Source organism: Pseudomonas wayambapalatensis (assembly GCF_049942315.1).
Taxonomy (GTDB): Bacteria; Pseudomonadota; Gammaproteobacteria; order Pseudomonadales; family Pseudomonadaceae; genus Aquipseudomonas; species Aquipseudomonas wayambapalatensis.
The window spans coordinates 1-16,897 of the sequence record NZ_JBNFMU010000045.1 but is presented as its reverse complement, the minus strand read 5'-3'; the positions used below and the strand labels follow the sequence as shown (position 1 = coordinate 16,897).

Sequence of the window (16,897 nt, the reverse complement as noted above, 5' to 3'; positions counted from 1 at the left end):
CCCCCCCCGCTCCTACAGAGGACGATGTCCCCGCCCCCCCTATTCCGAGCCAAACCATGAGACTGTCCCGCTTCTTCATCGACGCCCCGCTAAGCCTTGGTGAGCACGAGCTGCCCGAGGCCCAGGCCCACTACATCGGCCGCGTGCTGCGCATGACCGCCGGCGCCGCCGTGCAATTGTTCGACGGCAGCGGCCAGGAATACCTCGGCCAGTTGCTCGAAGTGGGCAAGAAATCCGTGCGCGTCAGCCTCGACCAGGCCCTGCCCGGCCAGCCCGACTCGCCGCTGCACATCCACCTCGGCCAGGGACTGTCCCGCGGCGAGCGCATGGACTGGGCGATCCAGAAGGCCACCGAGCTGGGCGTCAACGAAATCACCCCGATCGTCAGCGAGCGCTGCGAAGTGCGCTTGAAAGACGAGCGCGCCGACAAGCGCCTGGCCCACTGGCGCCAGGTGGCGATCAGCGCCTGCGAACAATGCGGACGCTCCACCCTGCCCGTGATCCATCCGCCGGTGACCCTGGCCGAATGGCTGAAAGACTGCGAGGCCGAGCTCAAGCTGGTCCTGCACCCGGTGGCCGAGCCGCTGACCAGCCATGACAAACCGATGCGCCTGGCCTTCCTGATCGGACCTGAGGGTGGCTTGAGCGATGCCGAAGTCGATCAGGGCAAGGGCGCCGGATTCCACGCCGCCCGCCTCGGCCCCCGCGTACTGCGCACCGAGACGGCGCCGGTGGTGGCGCTATCGGTGGCGCAGCAGCTGTGGGGCGATTTCTAGGCTCAGCCCCTAGAGCACATAGAAGGACACCGCGACGAAGTGCATCAGGCTGCCAGCGATGACGAACAGGTGCCAGATGCCGTGCCAGTGACGAAAGCGGCTGTCGAAGGCGAAGAAGATGATGCCGACGGTGTACAGCACGCCGCCGGCCGCCAGCCAGGCAAAGCCGGCGCCGCCAAGGCTGTAGAGCAGCGGCTTGACCGCCACCAGCACGATCCAGCCCATCACCGCGTAGATGATGATCGACAGCACCCGCGCCTCGGAGCGCGGCTTGATCTCCTGCAGCATGCCGATCACCGCCAGCCCCCAGACGATACCGAACAGGCTCCAGCCCCAGGGCCCGCGCAGGCTGACCAGGCAGAACGGTGTATAGCTGCCGGCGATGAGCAGGTAGATCGACAGATGATCGAGCTTGCGCATGACCACCTTGGCCCGGCCGCGCGTGCTGTGATAAAGCGTGGAAATGCTGTAGAGCAACAGCAGCGTAAAGCCGTAGATGGAGAAGCTGACGATCTTCCAGGGGTCGCCCTGCAAGCCCGCGACGACGATCAGCCAGATGGCACCGATACAGGCCAGGACGGCACCGACCAGGTGGGTCCAGGCATTGAAGCGTTCACCGTAGTACATGCAGAGTCTGACCTCCACAAGGTCAATGGGTTCCTGACAGGCAGTGGTGCGATAGGGCCCGCAAGAGCACCATCCTACTGCACCAAAGGTTGCAGATCCGCGTCACGCACCAGCCGCTCGAGCGCCGCCAGGTCAGGCACCCGCGCCACCTGATCGCCCACCTGCACCGCCGCCAGCTCCAGTGCCCCCAGTGGCACGTCCACATAGTTCAACTGGCTGTCGAGCTTGCACGAGCGCGGAATCCCCTGCAGCAGCACCGCCAGGTAGCGCAGCCCGGTATCGCCCAGGGCGTTGAGCACGACAATCCGCGCCCGCTCGCCACAAGGCGTCTCGCCCCCACAGGCCGCCTCGAAGCCGATGAGCGGCAAGCGCTGCTGGCGCCAGTCGATCCAGCCCATGTGCCAGGCCGGCTGGTGCCGCTCGCAGACGAACGCACGCTCACCGATCAGCTCGGCGACGGCGACATTGGGCAGCACCAGGGTGCGGTCGCCCAGGGGCAGCAACAGGCCGGTGAGGCTGCTGCGCTGGCCGGCGATATGTTCAAGCATGGGGCTTGCTCCAGTGGGCGATGCTCTGCAGCAGGAGCGACTCCTGGTAAGGCTTGCCGAGGTATTCGTTGACGCCGATGGCCATGGCTCGGTCGCGGTGCTTCTGACCGGTACGCGAGGTGATCATGATGATCGGCAGGTCGTGCAGTCGGTTGTCGCGCCGCACCCGCGTCGCCACTTCGAAGCCGTCCATGCGCGGCATTTCGATGTCCAGCAGCAGCACGTCGGGGCGGTGTTCCTCCAGCAGGGCCATGGCATCGACCCCGTCCTTGGCGGTCAACACGCTCATGCCATGACGTTCCAGCAGGCGGCTGGTGACCTTGCGCACGGTGACCGAGTCGTCGACCACCATCACCAGCAACGGCCGCCGCGCTGCCGGGCCGAACAGTTGGCGCCGCTCGCCATCGCCCACCGGCAACCGCGCCAGGCGCCGCTGCTGGCCACGCAGCTGACCGAGCAGGTCGAGAATCAGCACCACCCGCCCATCACCGAGCAAGGTCGCACCCGACAACCCCGGCACCGCAGCGAACTGCGGCCCCAGGCTTTTCACTACGATCTCGCGGCTCGGCGACAGGCCATCGGCCTGGATCGCGAACGACTGCTCCTGGGCATGCACCAGCAGCACCGGCAAGGGCAGGCTTTGCCCCAGCAGGCGCGGCCGAGCGACATCCTGCAGCAGCTCGCCCAGGTAGCGCAGGTCGTAGGCGTGCCCAGCATAGCGATAGCGTGGCGGGTCCAGTTGGTAGCAGGCCTCGAGCTCGGCGGGCGGCACGCGGACGATGCCCTCGATGGTGTTGAGCGGGATGGCGTACTGTTCCTCGCCCAGGTGCACCATCAGTGCCCGGTTCAGCGACACCGTGAACGGCAGGCGGATCTGGAAGCGTGCCCCCTTGCCAGGGCTGGACTCGATGCTCATCGAGCCGCCCAACTGCTTGACCTCTTCATGGACCACGTCCATGCCCAGCCCGCGCCCGGAAATCTGGGTGATCTTCTCTGCCGTGGAAAAGCCCGGACGCAGGATGAACTGCAGGATCTCGTGATCGCTGAGCTGCGCCTGCGGCGCCAGCAGGCCACGCTTGATGGCCTTCTTGCGCACCGCCTCCAGCGGCACCCCGGCACCGTCGTCACTCATCTCGATGACGATATCGGCGCCCTCGTGCAGCAGATTGAGGTGGATGGTGCCCTGCTCCGGCTTGCCTGCCGCCAGGCGCACCTCGCGCGGTTCAAGGCCATGGTCGACAGCATTGCGTAGCATGTGCTCCAGTGGCGCGACCATGCGCTCCAGTACGCTGCGATCCAGCTCGCCCTCGGCGTTGCCGACCACCAGTTCGACCTGTTTGCCCAGCTCGCTCGCCACCTGCCGCACCACGCGCTGCAGGCGTGGCACCAGGCGCTCGAAAGGCACCATCAGGGTGGCGGTCAGGCCTTCCTGCAACTGACTGTTGACCCGCGCCTGCTGCTGCAGCAGGCCGTGCGCCTCCTGGGCGCGCAAGGCAAGAGTTTCCTTGAGGTCGAGCAGGTCGGAAGCCGACTCGAACAACGCCCGCGACAGCTGCTGCAACTGCGAGTGACGGTCCATTTCCAGCGGGTCGAAGTCGTCGTAGGCGTCGCCCTCGGCCTGCCAGCGGCTGGACATGCGGCCCTGGGTTTCGTTGTCCAGGCGCAGCAACTGGTCGCGCATGCGCTCCAGGGTGGTTTCCATTTCGCTCAGGGCGAACTGTGCATCGTTGACCTGCTGCTCGATGCGACCACGAATGATCGCATGCTCGCTGGCCAGGTTGCCCAGGTCGTCGAGCAGCTCGGCATCGACCTTGACCATGTCACCGGGCGCGCGCTCCGGTGCGGCGGCCGGTACGTCGAGCGGCGCGGCCTCCACCGGCGGCTGGCCGGCAGCGCTGTCGGTCAGCGCCGCGCTGGAGAAGTTGCGGATGTAGTCGATCAGCGCCGTCGCGGCGTGCAGCGGCTGCCCCAGGCGCACGGCGTCGAGCATGTGCGCGAGGCGGTCGTGGCAGTTCTGCAGCAGGCTGAACAGCGCAGGCGTCGGTGGCAGGCGGCCAGCGGCGAGCAGCTCGTAGAGAAATTCCAGCTCGTGGGCCAGGTCGCCGATGGCGGCGATTTCCACCATGCGCGCGCCGCCTTTGAGGGTGTGCAGGTCGCGCAGCAGGTTTTCCACCTCAACACTGCTGCGCGGATCGGCCTGCCAGCGCGCCAATGCAGCTGCAGCGCTTTCGACGATGTCCGAGCTTTCTTCGAGGAAGACTTCCAGCAGCTCCTTGTCGCCGGGGGTTTCTGCACCCTCCGGCTCGCTGCTTGGCGCATGGCGGAACTCACGCAACTCACCAAGCAGTGCCACCGCCGAAGACGGCACCTGGCCCTGGCGCAGGCTTTCGAGCATCTGGCCCAGCGCCGCATGGCTGCGCTGCAGCAGCTCGAACAGTGCCTTGCTGGCGCCCAATCGGCGGTCGACCACGCCTTCGTAGAGCAACGCCAGCTCCTGGGCGAGCACCTCGATGGCGCCAATCGCGGCCATCTGCGCACCGCCGCGCAAGGTCTGCACATCGTGCTGCAGCGCGGACACCGCGCAACTGCCGTCAGGCTCCTGCCGCCAGCGCTGCAAAGCCTGGTCGGCGCTGTCGAGAATGTCGCCGGCCTCTTCGAGGAACAATTGCACCACTGCCGGCTCCGGCAGGTCCATGGCAGTGGCCAGCGGGGTCACGCCCTGCTCGCCCACCAGCCCGGTTGCCGCCGGGTCGAGCGCCCCGTCCAGCAACGAACGCAAGCCATCCAGGCACTCGTTGCGCGGGGTGACTTCCTGCCCCGCGGCAATCTCGTCGAGCATGTCGATCAGGGCTTCATGGGCCTGCCGCGCCTGGGAGAAGAAATGCCCGTCGGCGACCAGGCTGCCTTCCTCCACCGCCCCGTACAGATCGAGCAGCGCTTCGCAAAGCTCATCCACCTGCCAGAAATCGGCCAGGTGCGCGCCGTGGGCCAGGGTCGTCAGCTCGTCAAGCAGCGTGTCCAGCTCCTGGCGTTCGCGCGGGTGCTCCTGCCAGCGCGACAACAGCGACTCGGCATCGAGCAGAATATCCATCCCCTGGGCCAGGAAACTGGCGATCAGTTGCGGATCCCGGCGGCTACGGCGGGTGTGCGGCGCCCCGTCCTGCAGCACCGCCAGGCGCGCATCCACCGCTTCGCCGACCTGCTCGATGAGTTGCGCAGCGCCAGGAATCGGTGCCAGCGGTGTGCGCTCAAGCTGGGCCAGGCCCAGCTGGAACAGGCGGCGCGACGCTTCCAGCCATTCGATATCCGCCACTTCCAGCGGCAGTTGGTGCGCCTTGTATTCACGCGCCAGGCGGTCGAAGGCGGTGGCCAGCTCCGCGATCGGCATCACCCCGGCCATGGCCGCACTGCCCTTGAGGGTATGCAGCGCGCGTTGCAGGCTGTCGCTGACCGGGGTGTCCTTGCCATCGGCAGCCGTGAGGAAACTGTCGAGGCTGGCCAGATGGCCTTGGGCCTCGTTGCGGAAAATCTCCAGCAGGTGCGGGTCGAGCCCGTCATCGGCACTGGCCGGCGCCTTGTCGTTGACAGCCAGGACATGCAAGTGGCCGCTGAGCTGCTCGACATCGGCCAACCGAGGTATCTGGCCGGCAGCGAAGTCGGCGAGCAGATCGGGCAGGTGGACGAGGGCCTGCTGCAGGGCCACAGCGCCCTCGCCGCTCAGTACGATGCGCCCTTCCAGCACACGATTGAGCAGATGCTCGGCCGCCCAGGCCAGCTCGGCCACGGCACCTGCGTGCACCATCCGCCCGCTGCCCTTTAACGTATGCAGGGCACGGCGCAATTCGATCAACGCCTCGCGCTGCTGATTGTCGGCGCGCCAGCGCAACCATTGGCGCTCGATCTCCGGCAACAGCTCGCCGGCCTCTTCGAGGAACACCTGGCGCAACTCGTCGTCGATGCCGTCATCCGGTATCTGCGCGGTGGCGCTCACGGCCTCGTGGCTGCAGCGCAGCCCCAGCGCGGCCAGGCTTGCAAAGGCCATGTCGAGGAAACGCTGGGCATCTGCCAGCGGATCGGCGACACGCCATTGCAGGTAGCACTCCACGGCGCTCAAGGCCTCGGCCAGGTGGGTCAACTCCTGCTCCGGGGGCTCCTGATCGAGGTGCGACAGCCAACCTTGCACATAGTCGGCCGACACTCCGAAGACCTCGGAGGCGGCCGGCAGCATCAGCATCGCCAACGCACCACGCACCTGCTGCAGCAGGCCCGGCAGGGGCTGCAGACGCTGGCGTGGCCAACCGGATTCCAGGCAGTCGCCGATCAGGTCCTTGGCCTGCTGCAACACCGAGAGCGACTCCTCGAACACCCGCTGGCGGATCTCGGTCACGTCCGAGCCGGGCATGCCGCTTTCCAGGCCCTCGGCAAGGCCGCCGACCATGCCGTTGAGCGTCGCCTCCACGTACAACAGGGCACCGGCCACATCCATCAGCACCGCATCGTCCACGGCACGTTCGCCCTGGGCCAGGGCCTGCAAGGCGAGCACCTGATCGATGATGACCCGGCGCGGCTGCTGGAAACCCAGCACTGCGAGGGTATCGGCCACATGGCGCAGCGGCGCGACCAGCACATCGAGCGGGTCGCGCTGCTCGTTATCCCCCCGTACGAACGGGTCGAGCCGCTCCTTGATCCGCACCAGGTCGTCGCACAGGGCAGTGATCACCGAGCGCAGGGCATCGCGGCCCTGGCCGGCCTGCAACTGGTCGCGCCAGTTGCCCAGCGACAGGTCGAGGTTGGCCAGATCGTTGGCCCCCGCCAGGCGCTGCGCCGCTTCTCCCATCAGGCTGTCCTGGGCCAGCGGCTCGGCGCCACGGCACAGGCGCAACTGGTTGAGCAACGGCAACACCACCAACGGCAGGTCGTGGCGCGCACCCCGCAGGCGCTCGAGATAGGGCGGCAATTGCTCGAGGCCGCGGAACAGCGCGCCCAGGCAATCGCCACGCGGGCTGACCTGGCCCTCGAAGAGGGCGCGCCCGAGCAACTCCAGCTCCTCGGCCAGACGCGCTGCGCCATTGAGCTCGAGCATCGTCAGGCACCCTTGCACCTGATGCAGGTTGTCGACGAAGAACCCCAGCAAGGCCGGGTCGCCCGGCTCGCTGGAAAAACGCTCCAGCGCCTGGCGCGCCTGGCCCAGGCAATCGGCGATGGCCGCCTTGGTCCAGCTCAGGGCGACGGTGTCGTGACGTTCGGGGCTCATTGCCGTAACGGCCATCGGCCTCTCCTCAGCGCCGCTCGGCCGGGGCCGGCAGGGTGAAACCAGACACCGAACGGCGCATCTCGCTGGCCATTCTGGCCAAGTGACGGATGCTGTCGGCGGTAGCGCCGGAACCGGCGGAGGTCTGCGCGGTGATCTGCTGGATCACCGCCATGGTGTGGGAAATCTGCCCGGCCGAGGATGTCTGCAGTTGCGCCGCGTCGGAAATGCTGTGGATCAGCTCGGCCAGGTTCTGCGACACGCCCTCGATTTCAGCCAGGGCCACGCCGGCGTCCTGGGCAAGACGCGCACCGCGCACCACTTCGGCGGTGGTCTGCTCCATGGAGATCACCGCTTCGTTGGTATCGGCCTGGATGGTCCGCACCAGTGCTTCGATCTGTCGGGTCGCCGACGACGAGCGTTCAGCCAGGCGCTGTACCTCGTCGGCGACCACGGCGAAGCCGCGCCCGGCCTCACCCGCCAGCGAGGCCTGGATCGCCGCATTGAGGGCCAGGATGTTGGTCTGCTCGGCAATGTCGTCGATCAGGCTGACAATGTCACCGATTTCCTGGGAAGACTCGCCCAGACGCTTGATGCGCTTGGCGGTGTCCTGGATCTGCTCGCGGATGTTGTCCATGCCATGGATGGTGTTGTGCACCACCTCGTTGCCCTTGTTGGCGATGGCCACCGAGCGCTCGGCGACCTTGGCCGACTCGTAGGCGTGGGCGGAAACCCGGTCGATCGACTCGACCATGTCGCCCACCGCCAGCGACGCTTCGCTGATCTGGTCGGCCTGGTGTTCCGAGGCCTTGGCCAGCTGGCGCGCGGTGTTCTGGGTGTCCTGCACCGCAGCGGCAACCTGCTCGGCACTGTGGTTGATGGTCGCCACCAGGTCGCGCAACTGGTCTACCGAGAAGTTGATCGAGTCGGCGATGGCGCCGGTGAAATCCTCGGTGACCGACACCGTGACGGTCAGGTCGCCATCGGCCAGCTCTTCGATTTCATCGAGCAGGCGCATGATCGCCTGCTGGTTGCGCTCGTTCTTCTCCGCCGTGTCGCGCAGTTGCCGGTTGGTGGCGCGGACCATCACCAGGCCGATGAGGATGATCGAGGCCAGCGCCAGCAGGCCGAGCACGTAGCCGCCGACGGTATCGAGGGTGCGCCCGGCGAGGTTCTCGAAACCGTTGGCCAGGTGCGAGGCTTCGTCGAGCAGGGTCTGCGACAGGCTGAAGATATTGCTCGCCGCCTCGCGCACCCGCAGCAGTTCCGGTGAAGTTTCGAGAATTTCGTCGACCGAGCCGGAAACGAACTGGAACAGCTCGGCGATCTCGGCCAGGCGCGCGCGGGCGTCCGGGTCTTCGACACGGGTCACCTGGATCGCCGGATTGCCGCCGAGCATGCCTTCGAGCACCTGGCCGAAGCGGCTGGCATCACGGCCGAAGGTGTCGGCGGCCTGCACCGAGGTATCGTCACCGGCCAGCACGGTATTGACCGAACCGAGAATCCGCTCGGCCAACAGCAACTGGCGCTGGGCCACGGCCACCTGGCTGGCCGGTGCACCGCTCTGCAGCAGGATTTCCACTACCTTTTCGTACTCGACCTGCAACTGGGGCACGGTTTCGGCCAGGGTTGCCGCCACCTGGTGCAAGGACAGCACGGTCTGCTCGCTGGCCAGGATGGTGTCGGTGTTGCGCCGCAGGTTCTCCCAGTCCTGGCGCACCGCGTCCATTTCGTCGCGCACCGTGGCCGGTGCGGGCGGCAGGCCGGTGGCCTTGTCACCCTCGCGCAGGTACTTCCAGCGGCGCTCGAAGTCGTTGCGGGCATCGGACAGCAGCCTGAACGCCAGGGCCTTGCCCGCCGCCGCCTCGGTGGCGTTCTTGGCGATGCGCTGGGACAGCACGCGCAGCTCGCCGGCATGGCCGATGTACTGCTTGTCGTGGTTGGACTGGGTATTGAGGTAGGCGAAGTTGGCGAACAGCAGCACGATCGACAGGATCAGCACCACGAACAGTACGGTGATCTGCGCCGTGCTGCGCGGGCGCTGGGCCACGGCTTCGGGAACGACGGTTGGAGCGGGCTTGTTCACTGTCGCAGGGTCCTCTACAACGCCACATCGAGAAAGCCCGGCGCCTGGGCCAGGGCGAAGGGGCTGAAGATCGCCCAGTTGCGCTCACGGGGGAAATGCCCCTGGACGAAACGCGCCGCGGCGCGGATCAGTGGTTGCGGCGGCGACAGCTCCAGGCTGCTCAGGTCGAAATGCTGCAAGCCGACCACTTCGTCCACCAGCAAGCCGACGAACAGGTCGTCATGGTCCAGCACCAGCACGCGGCGCTGCTTGCCCGAGGCCGCCGGCCCAAGGCCGAAGAACGCCGACAGGTCCATCACCGGCAGCAGGCGACCGCGCAGGTTGGCCACGCCGCACACCCATGGCTGCACCCCAGGCACCCGGCTGCTGCGCGGCTCGCGCAACACTTCGGCCACCTCACCCATGGGGGCGACGAACCACTGCCCGGCGATGCGAAAGCCGATACCGCTCCACTGCTGCAGGCGCGTGTCCTGCAGCGGCTGGTCGGCCACCAAGAGGCGGCAGCGGCGGTCGATGTCCAGCAACAGCTCGAAGGCGGTCAGCGACGCACCCTGGGGGCGCGTGGTCAAGCGCCCAGCACCTCTTTGAGCTTGGCGATCAGCGCGTCTTCTTCCACCGGCTTGGTCAGGAAATCGCGGGCACCCTGGCGCGTGGCCCAGATGCGGTCGGTTTCCTGGTCCTTGGTGGTGACCACGATCACCGGGATGGCGCTGGTTTCCGGGTCCTTGCTGAGCTGACGGGTGGCCTGGAAGCCGTTCATGCCGGGCATGACGATGTCCATCAGCACCGCATCCGGCTTGTCCTGGCGGGCCAGGGCCACGCCATCGGCACCGTTGCTGGCCTTGAGCACCTGGTAGCCATGCTTTTCGAGCCATTCGGTCAATCTGTACATCTCTGTCGGCGAGTCGTCGACAATCAGCACTCGGGCCATACGGTTTCCCCATCAGGAAAATGAAGACCGCGCCAGGGCGGGCGCGGTCAGGGTGCGTGTTGTGCCTGCACGGCGAATCCGGGCACGTGGGCACGGATCGCGTCGAGCAGTTCTTCCTTGCTGAACGGTTTGGTGAGGAACTGATCGGAGCCGACCACCCGGCCGCGGGCCTTGTCGAACAGGCCATCACGCGAGGACAGCAGGATCACCGGGATATCCTTGAACGCACTGTTGTGCTTGATCACCGCGCAGGTCTGGTAACCGTCCAGGCGCGGCATCAGTACATCGACGAAGATGATCCGCGGCTTGTGATCGACGATCTTGGCCAGGGCATCGAAACCGTCGCTGGCGGTGATCACCTCGCAACCCACCTCGCCCAGCAGCATCTGGGCGGTGCGGCGGATGGTGCGGGAATCGTCGATCACCATCACCTTCAGGGGCTGTTCCATGAAATGCGTCACCCATCGCCAAGCCAGGAATGAAACCTCGAGGGCTGCGATGCAGCGCTCTGACTGGCATTTTTAACACAGTCCGGGTAGGCATTCCATCTGCCTCCCCCCTTGACCGGCCGCGTTCCCGGCGCCACCCTGAGCCACTTTTCTTTCGTGCCATCGCGGCCACCTGCCGCCAAGAGGAATTACCCCATGAGCGTTCGCCTCGGGATTGTCATGGACCCCATCGCGTCCATTTCCTACAAGAAGGACAGCTCGCTGGCCATGCTGCTGGCGGCGCAGGAGCGCGGCTGGAGCCTGTTCTACATGGAACAGCGCGACCTCTACCTGGGTGCCGGCCAGGCCCGCGCGCAGATGCGCCCGCTGAAGGTGTTCGCCGATCCGGCGCGCTGGTTCGAACTGGGCGATGAGCAGGACAGCGCGTTGAGCGAGCTGGATGTGATCCTGATGCGCAAGGATCCACCCTTCGACATGGAGTTCGTCTACAGCACCTACCTGCTGGAGCAGGCCGAGCGCGAAGGCGTGCTGATCGTCAACAAGCCGCAGAGCCTGCGCGACTGCAACGAGAAGCTGTTCGCCACCCAGTTCCCGCAGTGCATGGCGCCGACCCTGGTCAGCCGCCGCGCCGACATCCTGCGCGCCTTCGCCACCACCCATGGCGATGTGATCCTCAAGCCGCTCGACGGCATGGGCGGCGCGTCGGTGTTCCGCCACCGCCAGGGCGACCCGAACCTCTCGGTGATCCTCGAAACCCTGACCCAGCATGGCCACCAGCAGATCATGGCGCAGGCCTACCTGCCGCAGATCGTCGATGGCGACAAGCGCATCCTGATGATCGACGGCGAGCCGGTGCCCTACTGCCTGGCACGCATCCCGGCCAGCGGCGAGACCCGAGGCAACCTGGCCGCCGGCGGCCGTGGCGAAGCCCGTCCGCTGACCGAGCGCGACCGCTGGATCGCCGCCCAGGTCGGCCCGACCCTGCGCGAAAAGGGCCTGCTGTTCGTCGGCCTGGACGTGATTGGCGACTCGCTGACCGAGATCAACGTCACCAGCCCGACCTGCATCCGCGAGATCGATGCGGCCTACAACACCAATATCGGCGGCCAGCTGATGGACGCCATTGATCGCAAGCTCAAGGCGCGCTGACCGCCGACGCGGAGCAAAACCCTGGAGTGGGGTATGATGCCGGTCCATTTCACTCGACCTGCTGCCCCACTGCGGTTGCTGGATACCCGATGACGCTGCCTGCCGACATCCCCTCCGACCTGCTGCCACCGCGCGTTCGCCCGGTGGACCGGCTCGGCTTCGCGCTTTTCCTGGCCGCGCTGGTGCACCTGGCGCTGATCCTCGGGGTGGGCTTCAGCGTGGTCAAGCCCGCCGAAATCCGCCAGACCATGGACATCACCCTGGCCACCTTCAAGCGCGAAAAGCCGCCCGAAAAAGCCGACTACCAGGCCCAGGACAACCAGCAGGGCAGTGGCACCCTGGACAAGAAAGCCGTGCCCACCACCACCGAGGTGGCGCCGTTCCAGGACAGCAAGGTCAACAAGATCACCCCACCCCCTGCGGCCCGGCCGGAAACGCCTGCGGCGCCGGAAAAGTCAGTGGTGACCACCAAGGCGCCGAAACCGCAGAAAGCCGAGACCGCGCCAAAGGAAAGCAAGCCTCAACCCAAGCCTCCCGCGCCTGTGCCGGACTTCGACAGCTCGCAGCTTTCGAGCCAGATCGCCAGCCTCGAAGCCGAGCTGTCCAACGAACAGCAGCTGTATGCCAAGCGTCCACGCATCCATCGCCTCAACGCCGCCTCGACCATGCGCGACAAAGGCGCCTGGTACAAAGAGGAGTGGCGCAAGAAAGTCGAGCGCATCGGCAACCTCAACTACCCGGAAGAAGCCCGGCGCCAGCAGATGTACGGCAGCCTGCGGATGATGGTGTCGATCAACCGCGACGGTTCGCTGTATGAAGTGCTGGTGCTCGAATCCTCCGGGCAACCGGTGCTGGACCAGGCCGCCCAGCGCATCGTGCGCCTGGCGGCCCCGTTTGCGCCGTTCACCGGGGATCTGGCGGAGTTCGACCGACTGGAGATCATCCGCACCTGGCGCTTCGCGCGTGGGGACCGGTTGTCGAGCAACTGATCGGTGCGGGCTGCACCGTCCCATCGCGGGACAAGCCCGCTCCCACAGGTACGCCGCAGATAGCAAATACAGCGAAGTACCTGTGGGAGCGGGCTTGCCCCGCGATGGGGCCGTTACGGACACAGCACAGCCAGCTTGTCAGCCTCGCCACCTGACGCCACACTACCCCTCATGAAAACCCTCACGCCGAGCTACCTCAAGCACCAGTTCCTGATTGCCATGCCGCACATGGCCGATCCGAACTTTGCCCAGACCCTCACCTACATCGTCGAGCACAACGCCAACGGCGCCATGGGCCTGGTGGTCAATCGCCCGCAGGAGCTGAACCTGGCCGATATCCTCGAGCAGTTGCGCCCGGATGAGGAGCCGCCTGCCAGCACCCTGCAGATCCCGATCTACCAGGGCGGCCCGGTGCAGACCGACCGCGGCTTCGTCCTGCACAGCGCCGAATGCAGCTACCAGGCCACCATCGAGCTGCAAGGCCTGTCGCTGTCGACATCTCAGGATGTGCTGTTCGCCATCGCCGAGGGCGTCGGCCCGAAGCAGAGTCTGATCACCCTGGGCTACGCCGGCTGGGAAGCCGGGCAGCTCGAGGCGGAACTGGCCGATAACGCCTGGCTCAACTGCCCGTTCGACCCCGAGATCCTCTTCGGCATGGCCTGCGAGCAGCGCCTGCAGGCCGCCGCGCAAAGCCTGGGGATCAACCTCAGCCTGCTGACCAGCCAGGCAGGGCACGCCTGATGGCCGAGCTGCGCCTGCTGCTGGGCTTCGACTACGGCACCCGCCAGATCGGCGTCGCCGTCGGCCAGGTCATCACTGGCCAGGCCCGCGAACTGTGTACGCTCAAGGCACAGAACGGTGTGCCGGACTGGAACCAGGTCGAGAAACTGATCAAGGAATGGAAACCCGACGCCATCGTCGTCGGCCTGCCGCTGAACATGGACGGCACGCCCAGCGAGATGAGCGAACGCGCGGAGAAGTTCGCCCGCCGCCTGCACGGACGCTACAACCTGCCGGTGCACACCCACGATGAACGCCTGACCACCTTCGAGGCCAAGGGCGAACAGATGGCCCGTGGCGGCCAGCGTGGCAGCTACCGCGACAACCCGGTCGACGCCATCGCCGCGGCACTGCTGCTGCAGGGCTGGCTGGAGGCCAATACCTGACCATCCGCTTTGCCGCCGGTGATACCGGCGCCCCAAGGAGCACGCAATGAGCCTACCCAATCCCGCCGACCTGATCCGGCAGATGGCCGTCGACCTTCGCGCCCACCTGGCGCGCCGCGCCATCACCGAGCCACGTTTCATCGGCATCCGTACCGGTGGCGTGTGGGTCGCCCAGGCGCTGCAGCAGGAGCTTGGCGACCAAAGCCCGCTGGGCACCCTCGATGTGTCGTTCTACCGCGATGACTTCAGCCAGAACGGCCTGCACCCGCAGGTGCGTCCATCCGAGCTGCCGTTCGAGATCGAAGGCCAGCACCTGGTGCTGGTGGATGACGTGCTGATGAGCGGTCGCACCATCCGCGCAGCGCTCAACGAGCTGTTCGACTATGGGCGCCCGGCCAGCGTGACCCTGGTCTGCCTGCTCGACCTGGATGCAGGCGAATTGCCGATCCGCCCGAATGTGCTCGGCGCAACGCTGTCCCTGGCGGCCCATGAACGGGTAAAATTGACCGGACCCGCCCCGCTCGCCCTCGAGCGCCAGGACCTCGCCCCCGCATCCGCCCTTTAAGAGTCCCCCGCGATGACGCCATTCGACGCCAAGCGCCCGCTGCAGCTCAACGATCAGGGCCAGCTACGCCATTTCCTCTCGCTCGACGGTTTGCCCCGCGAACTGCTCACCGAGATCCTCGACACCGCCGACTCCTTCCTCGAAGTCGGCGCCCGGGCCGTCAAGAAGGTCCCGTTGCTGCGCGGCAAGACCGTGTGCAACGTGTTCTTCGAGAACTCCACCCGTACCCGCACCACCTTCGAACTGGCCGCCCAGCGCCTCTCGGCCGACGTGATCAGCCTGAACGTGTCGACCTCTTCGACCAGCAAGGGCGAGACCCTGTTCGATACCCTGCGCAACCTGGAAGCCATGGCGGCCGACATGTTCGTCGTACGCCACTCCGACTCCGGCGCCGCGCACTTCATTGCCGAGCACGTGTGCCCGGAAGTCGCGGTGATCAACGGCGGCGATGGCCGCCACGCCCACCCGACCCAGGGCATGCTCGACATGCTGACCATCCGTCGGCACAAAGGCAGCTTCGAAAACCTTTCGGTGGCGATCGTCGGCGATATCCTGCATTCGCGCGTGGCCCGCTCCGACATGCTCGCGCTCAAGGCCCTGGGTTGCCCGGACATCCGTGTGATCGGCCCGAAGACGCTGATCCCGATCGGTATCGAGCAGTACGGCGTCAAGGTCTACACCGACCTGGCCGAGGGTCTGAAAGACGTCGACGTGGTGATCATGCTGCGCCTGCAGCGTGAACGCATGGCCGGTGGCCTGCTGCCCAGCGAGGGCGAGTTCTACCGCCTGTTCGGGCTGACCACCGCACGCCTGGCCGGCGCCAAGCCGGACGCCATCGTCATGCACCCGGGCCCGATCAATCGGGGCGTGGAAATCGAATCGGCGGTGGCCGACGGCAAGCACTCGGTGATCCTCAACCAGGTGACCTACGGCATCGCCGTGCGCATGGCCGTGCTGTCGATGGCCATGAGCGGCCAGAACGCGCAACGTCAACTCGACCAGGAGAACGCCCTGTGACCATCAGCATCATCGGCGCACGGGTCATCGATCCCAGCAGCGGCCTGGACCAGATCACCGACCTGCACCTGGAAAACGGTCGCATCCTTGCCATCGGCGCCGCACCAGCAGGCTTCAGCGCCAGCCGCACGATTCAGGCCGACGGCCTGGTCGCCGCCCCCGGCCTGGTCGACCTGGACGTCGCCCTGCGCGAGCCGGGCTACAGCCGCAAGGGCAACATTGCCAGCGAGACCCGCGCAGCCGTGGCCGGCGGCGTCACCAGCCTGTGCTGCCCGCCGCAGACAAAACCTGTGCTCGACACCTCGGCCGTCGCGGAACTGATTCTCGACCGCGCCCGCGAAGCAGCCAACAGCAAGGTCTACCCGATCGGCGCCCTGACCAAGGGCCTTGAAGGCGAGCAACTGGCCGAGCTGGTGGCCCTGCGCGACACCGGCTGCGTGGCCTTCGGCAACGGCCTCAAGGAGATCCCCAACAACCGGACCCTGGCCCGCGCCCTGGAATATGCCGCCACCTTCGACCTGACCGTGGTGTTCCACTCCCAGGACCGCGACCTGTCAGCCGGAGGCCTGGCCCACGAAGGTGCCATGGCCAGCTTCCTCGGCTTGCCGGGCATTCCGGAAACCGCCGAGACCGTGGCCCTGGCGCGCAACCTGCTGCTGGTCGAGCAGACCGGCGTGCGAGCGCACTTCACCCAGATCACCAGCGCCCGCGGTGCACGGCTGATCGCCCAGGCCCAGCAACTGGGGCTGCCGGTCACCGCCGATGTGGCGCTGTACCAGCTGATCCTCACCGACGAGGCGCTGCGCGACTTCTCCAGCCTGTACCACGTACAGCCGCCGCTGCGCACCCCGGCTGACCGCGACGGCCTGCGCGAGGCGGTGAAGTCGGGGGTCATCCAGGCGATCTCCAGCCACCACCAGCCCCACGAGCGCGACGCCAAGCTGGCACCGTTCGGCGCCACCGAAGCCGGGATCAGCAGTGTCGAACTGCTGCTGCCGCTGGCCATGACCCTGGTCGAGGACGGCCTGCTCGACCTGCCGACCCTGCTGGCACGGCTGTCCAGTGGCCCGGCCCAGGCGCTGCGCCTGCCGGCGGGCGAGCTGAAGGTCGGTGGTGCGGCAGACCTGGTGCTGTTCGACCCGAGCGCCTCCACCGTGGCCGGCGAGCAGTGGTTCTCCCGTGGTGAAAACTGCCCGTTCATCGGGCATTGCCTGCCGGGCGCAGTGCGCTACACCCTGGTCGATGGGCATGTCTGCCACGAAGCCTGAGCAACCCCCATCGCGGGGCAAGCCCGCTCCCACAAGGAAGGTGTGATCCCTGTGGGAGCGGGCTTGCCCCGCGAT

15 protein-coding genes are annotated in these 16,897 nt (G+C 66.8%); 8 read left to right on the top strand and 7 right to left on the bottom strand.

The genetic code is table 11. From position 1 onward, the window contains the following. The first annotated feature begins 56 nt into the window (after nucleotides 1-56). Nucleotides 57-776, top strand: a complete 720-nt coding sequence (locus ACPZMI_RS01290; RefSeq protein ID WP_426351526.1) for a 16S rRNA (uracil(1498)-N(3))-methyltransferase — start codon at nucleotides 57-59, stop codon at nucleotides 774-776. 9 nt (nucleotides 777-785) lie between these two features. On the opposite strand, the gene trhA is transcribed toward ACPZMI_RS01290, so the two are convergent. From trhA to ACPZMI_RS01255, 7 genes are all read right to left on the bottom strand, one after another. Next, nucleotides 786-1,403, bottom strand: coding sequence for a PAQR family membrane homeostasis protein TrhA (trhA, locus tag ACPZMI_RS01285; RefSeq protein WP_186665821.1), 618 nt, complete (start codon nucleotides 1,401-1,403; stop codon nucleotides 786-788). Between the two features lie 74 nt (nucleotides 1,404-1,477). After that, nucleotides 1,478-1,951, bottom strand: coding sequence for a chemotaxis protein CheW (locus ACPZMI_RS01280; RefSeq protein WP_426351525.1), 474 nt, complete (start codon nucleotides 1,949-1,951; stop codon nucleotides 1,478-1,480). Further along, entirely contained in the window at nucleotides 1,944-7,220 is a 5,277-nt protein-coding gene (locus ACPZMI_RS01275) for a hybrid sensor histidine kinase/response regulator (RefSeq protein WP_426351524.1), read from the bottom strand. The genes ACPZMI_RS01280 and ACPZMI_RS01275 overlap by 8 nt, the downstream gene beginning before the upstream one ends. Nucleotides 7,221-7,230: 10 nt before the next feature. Beyond that, on the bottom strand, nucleotides 7,231-9,252 hold the full coding sequence (locus ACPZMI_RS01270; protein WP_370671316.1) for a methyl-accepting chemotaxis protein: 2,022 nt from the start codon (nucleotides 9,250-9,252) through the stop codon (nucleotides 7,231-7,233). 50 nt (nucleotides 9,253-9,302) lie between these two features. Further along, the gene (locus tag ACPZMI_RS01265; protein ID WP_065863863.1) at nucleotides 9,303-9,857 is read right to left on the bottom strand and encodes a chemotaxis protein CheW; all 555 of its coding nucleotides are present in this window, start codon (nucleotides 9,855-9,857) and stop codon (nucleotides 9,303-9,305) included. Continuing rightward, a complete protein-coding gene (pilH, locus tag ACPZMI_RS01260) occupies nucleotides 9,854-10,219 on the bottom strand; it encodes a twitching motility response regulator PilH (protein WP_012274551.1) in 366 nt (121 codons plus the stop codon). The genes ACPZMI_RS01265 and pilH overlap by 4 nt, the downstream gene beginning before the upstream one ends. A gap of 47 nt (nucleotides 10,220-10,266) precedes the next feature. Further along, on the bottom strand, nucleotides 10,267-10,668 hold the full coding sequence (locus tag ACPZMI_RS01255) for a response regulator (protein ID WP_065863864.1): 402 nt from the start codon (nucleotides 10,666-10,668) through the stop codon (nucleotides 10,267-10,269). Between the two features lie 195 nt (nucleotides 10,669-10,863). Here ACPZMI_RS01255 and gshB point away from each other — a divergent pair, with 195 nt between their 5' ends. The 7 genes from gshB to ACPZMI_RS01220 all read left to right on the top strand — a co-directional run bounded on the left by gshB (nucleotide 10,864) and on the right by ACPZMI_RS01220 (nucleotide 16,822). Beyond that, the gene (gshB, locus tag ACPZMI_RS01250; protein WP_186665819.1) at nucleotides 10,864-11,817 is read left to right on the top strand and encodes a glutathione synthase; all 954 of its coding nucleotides are present in this window, start codon (nucleotides 10,864-10,866) and stop codon (nucleotides 11,815-11,817) included. Between the two features lie 89 nt (nucleotides 11,818-11,906). Beyond that, nucleotides 11,907-12,806, top strand: a complete 900-nt coding sequence (locus ACPZMI_RS01245) for an energy transducer TonB (RefSeq protein ID WP_426351523.1) — start codon at nucleotides 11,907-11,909, stop codon at nucleotides 12,804-12,806. A 171-nt stretch (nucleotides 12,807-12,977) separates the two neighbouring features. Next, the gene (locus ACPZMI_RS01240) at nucleotides 12,978-13,547 is read left to right on the top strand and encodes a YqgE/AlgH family protein (RefSeq protein ID WP_186710248.1); all 570 of its coding nucleotides are present in this window, start codon (nucleotides 12,978-12,980) and stop codon (nucleotides 13,545-13,547) included. After that, a complete protein-coding gene (gene ruvX / locus ACPZMI_RS01235) occupies nucleotides 13,547-13,972 on the top strand; it encodes a Holliday junction resolvase RuvX (protein ID WP_054894841.1) in 426 nt (141 codons plus the stop codon). The genes ACPZMI_RS01240 and ruvX overlap by 1 nt, the downstream gene beginning before the upstream one ends. 46 nt (nucleotides 13,973-14,018) lie before the next feature. Continuing rightward, nucleotides 14,019-14,537 (top strand): bifunctional pyr operon transcriptional regulator/uracil phosphoribosyltransferase PyrR, encoded by a 519-nt coding sequence (gene pyrR / locus ACPZMI_RS01230; protein ID WP_186710250.1) that lies wholly within the window; start codon nucleotides 14,019-14,021, stop codon nucleotides 14,535-14,537. Nucleotides 14,538-14,549: 12 nt separating this feature from the next. Beyond that, nucleotides 14,550-15,554, top strand: a complete 1,005-nt coding sequence (locus tag ACPZMI_RS01225; protein WP_054894843.1) for an aspartate carbamoyltransferase catalytic subunit — start codon at nucleotides 14,550-14,552, stop codon at nucleotides 15,552-15,554. Further along, nucleotides 15,551-16,822, top strand: coding sequence for a dihydroorotase (locus tag ACPZMI_RS01220; protein WP_186665814.1), 1,272 nt, complete (start codon nucleotides 15,551-15,553; stop codon nucleotides 16,820-16,822). The genes ACPZMI_RS01225 and ACPZMI_RS01220 overlap by 4 nt, the downstream gene beginning before the upstream one ends. Nucleotides 16,823-16,897 lie beyond the last annotated feature (75 nt).

What these genes read in the sequence shown, in the direction of transcription:
- ACPZMI_RS01290 (WP_426351526.1), top strand. Translation starts at nt 57, where the DNA reads ATGAGACTGTCCCGCTTCTTCATCGACGCCCCGCTAAGCCTTGGTGAG.
- trhA (WP_186665821.1), bottom strand. Translation starts at nt 1,403, where the DNA reads ATGTACTACGGTGAACGCTTCAATGCCTGGACCCACCTGGTCGGTGCC.
- ACPZMI_RS01280 (WP_426351525.1), bottom strand. Translation starts at nt 1,951, where the DNA reads ATGCTTGAACATATCGCCGGCCAGCGCAGCAGCCTCACCGGCCTGTTG.
- ACPZMI_RS01275 (WP_426351524.1), bottom strand. Translation starts at nt 7,220, where the DNA reads ATGGCCGTTACGGCAATGAGCCCCGAACGTCACGACACCGTCGCCCTG.
- pilH (WP_012274551.1), bottom strand. Translation starts at nt 10,219, where the DNA reads ATGGCCCGAGTGCTGATTGTCGACGACTCGCCGACAGAGATGTACAGA.
- ACPZMI_RS01255 (WP_065863864.1), bottom strand. Translation starts at nt 10,668, where the DNA reads ATGGAACAGCCCCTGAAGGTGATGGTGATCGACGATTCCCGCACCATC.
- gshB (WP_186665819.1), top strand. Translation starts at nt 10,864, where the DNA reads ATGAGCGTTCGCCTCGGGATTGTCATGGACCCCATCGCGTCCATTTCC.
- ACPZMI_RS01245 (WP_426351523.1), top strand. Translation starts at nt 11,907, where the DNA reads ATGACGCTGCCTGCCGACATCCCCTCCGACCTGCTGCCACCGCGCGTT.
- ACPZMI_RS01240 (WP_186710248.1), top strand. Translation starts at nt 12,978, where the DNA reads ATGAAAACCCTCACGCCGAGCTACCTCAAGCACCAGTTCCTGATTGCC.
- ruvX (WP_054894841.1), top strand. Translation starts at nt 13,547, where the DNA reads ATGGCCGAGCTGCGCCTGCTGCTGGGCTTCGACTACGGCACCCGCCAG.
- pyrR (WP_186710250.1), top strand. Translation starts at nt 14,019, where the DNA reads ATGAGCCTACCCAATCCCGCCGACCTGATCCGGCAGATGGCCGTCGAC.
- ACPZMI_RS01225 (WP_054894843.1), top strand. Translation starts at nt 14,550, where the DNA reads ATGACGCCATTCGACGCCAAGCGCCCGCTGCAGCTCAACGATCAGGGC.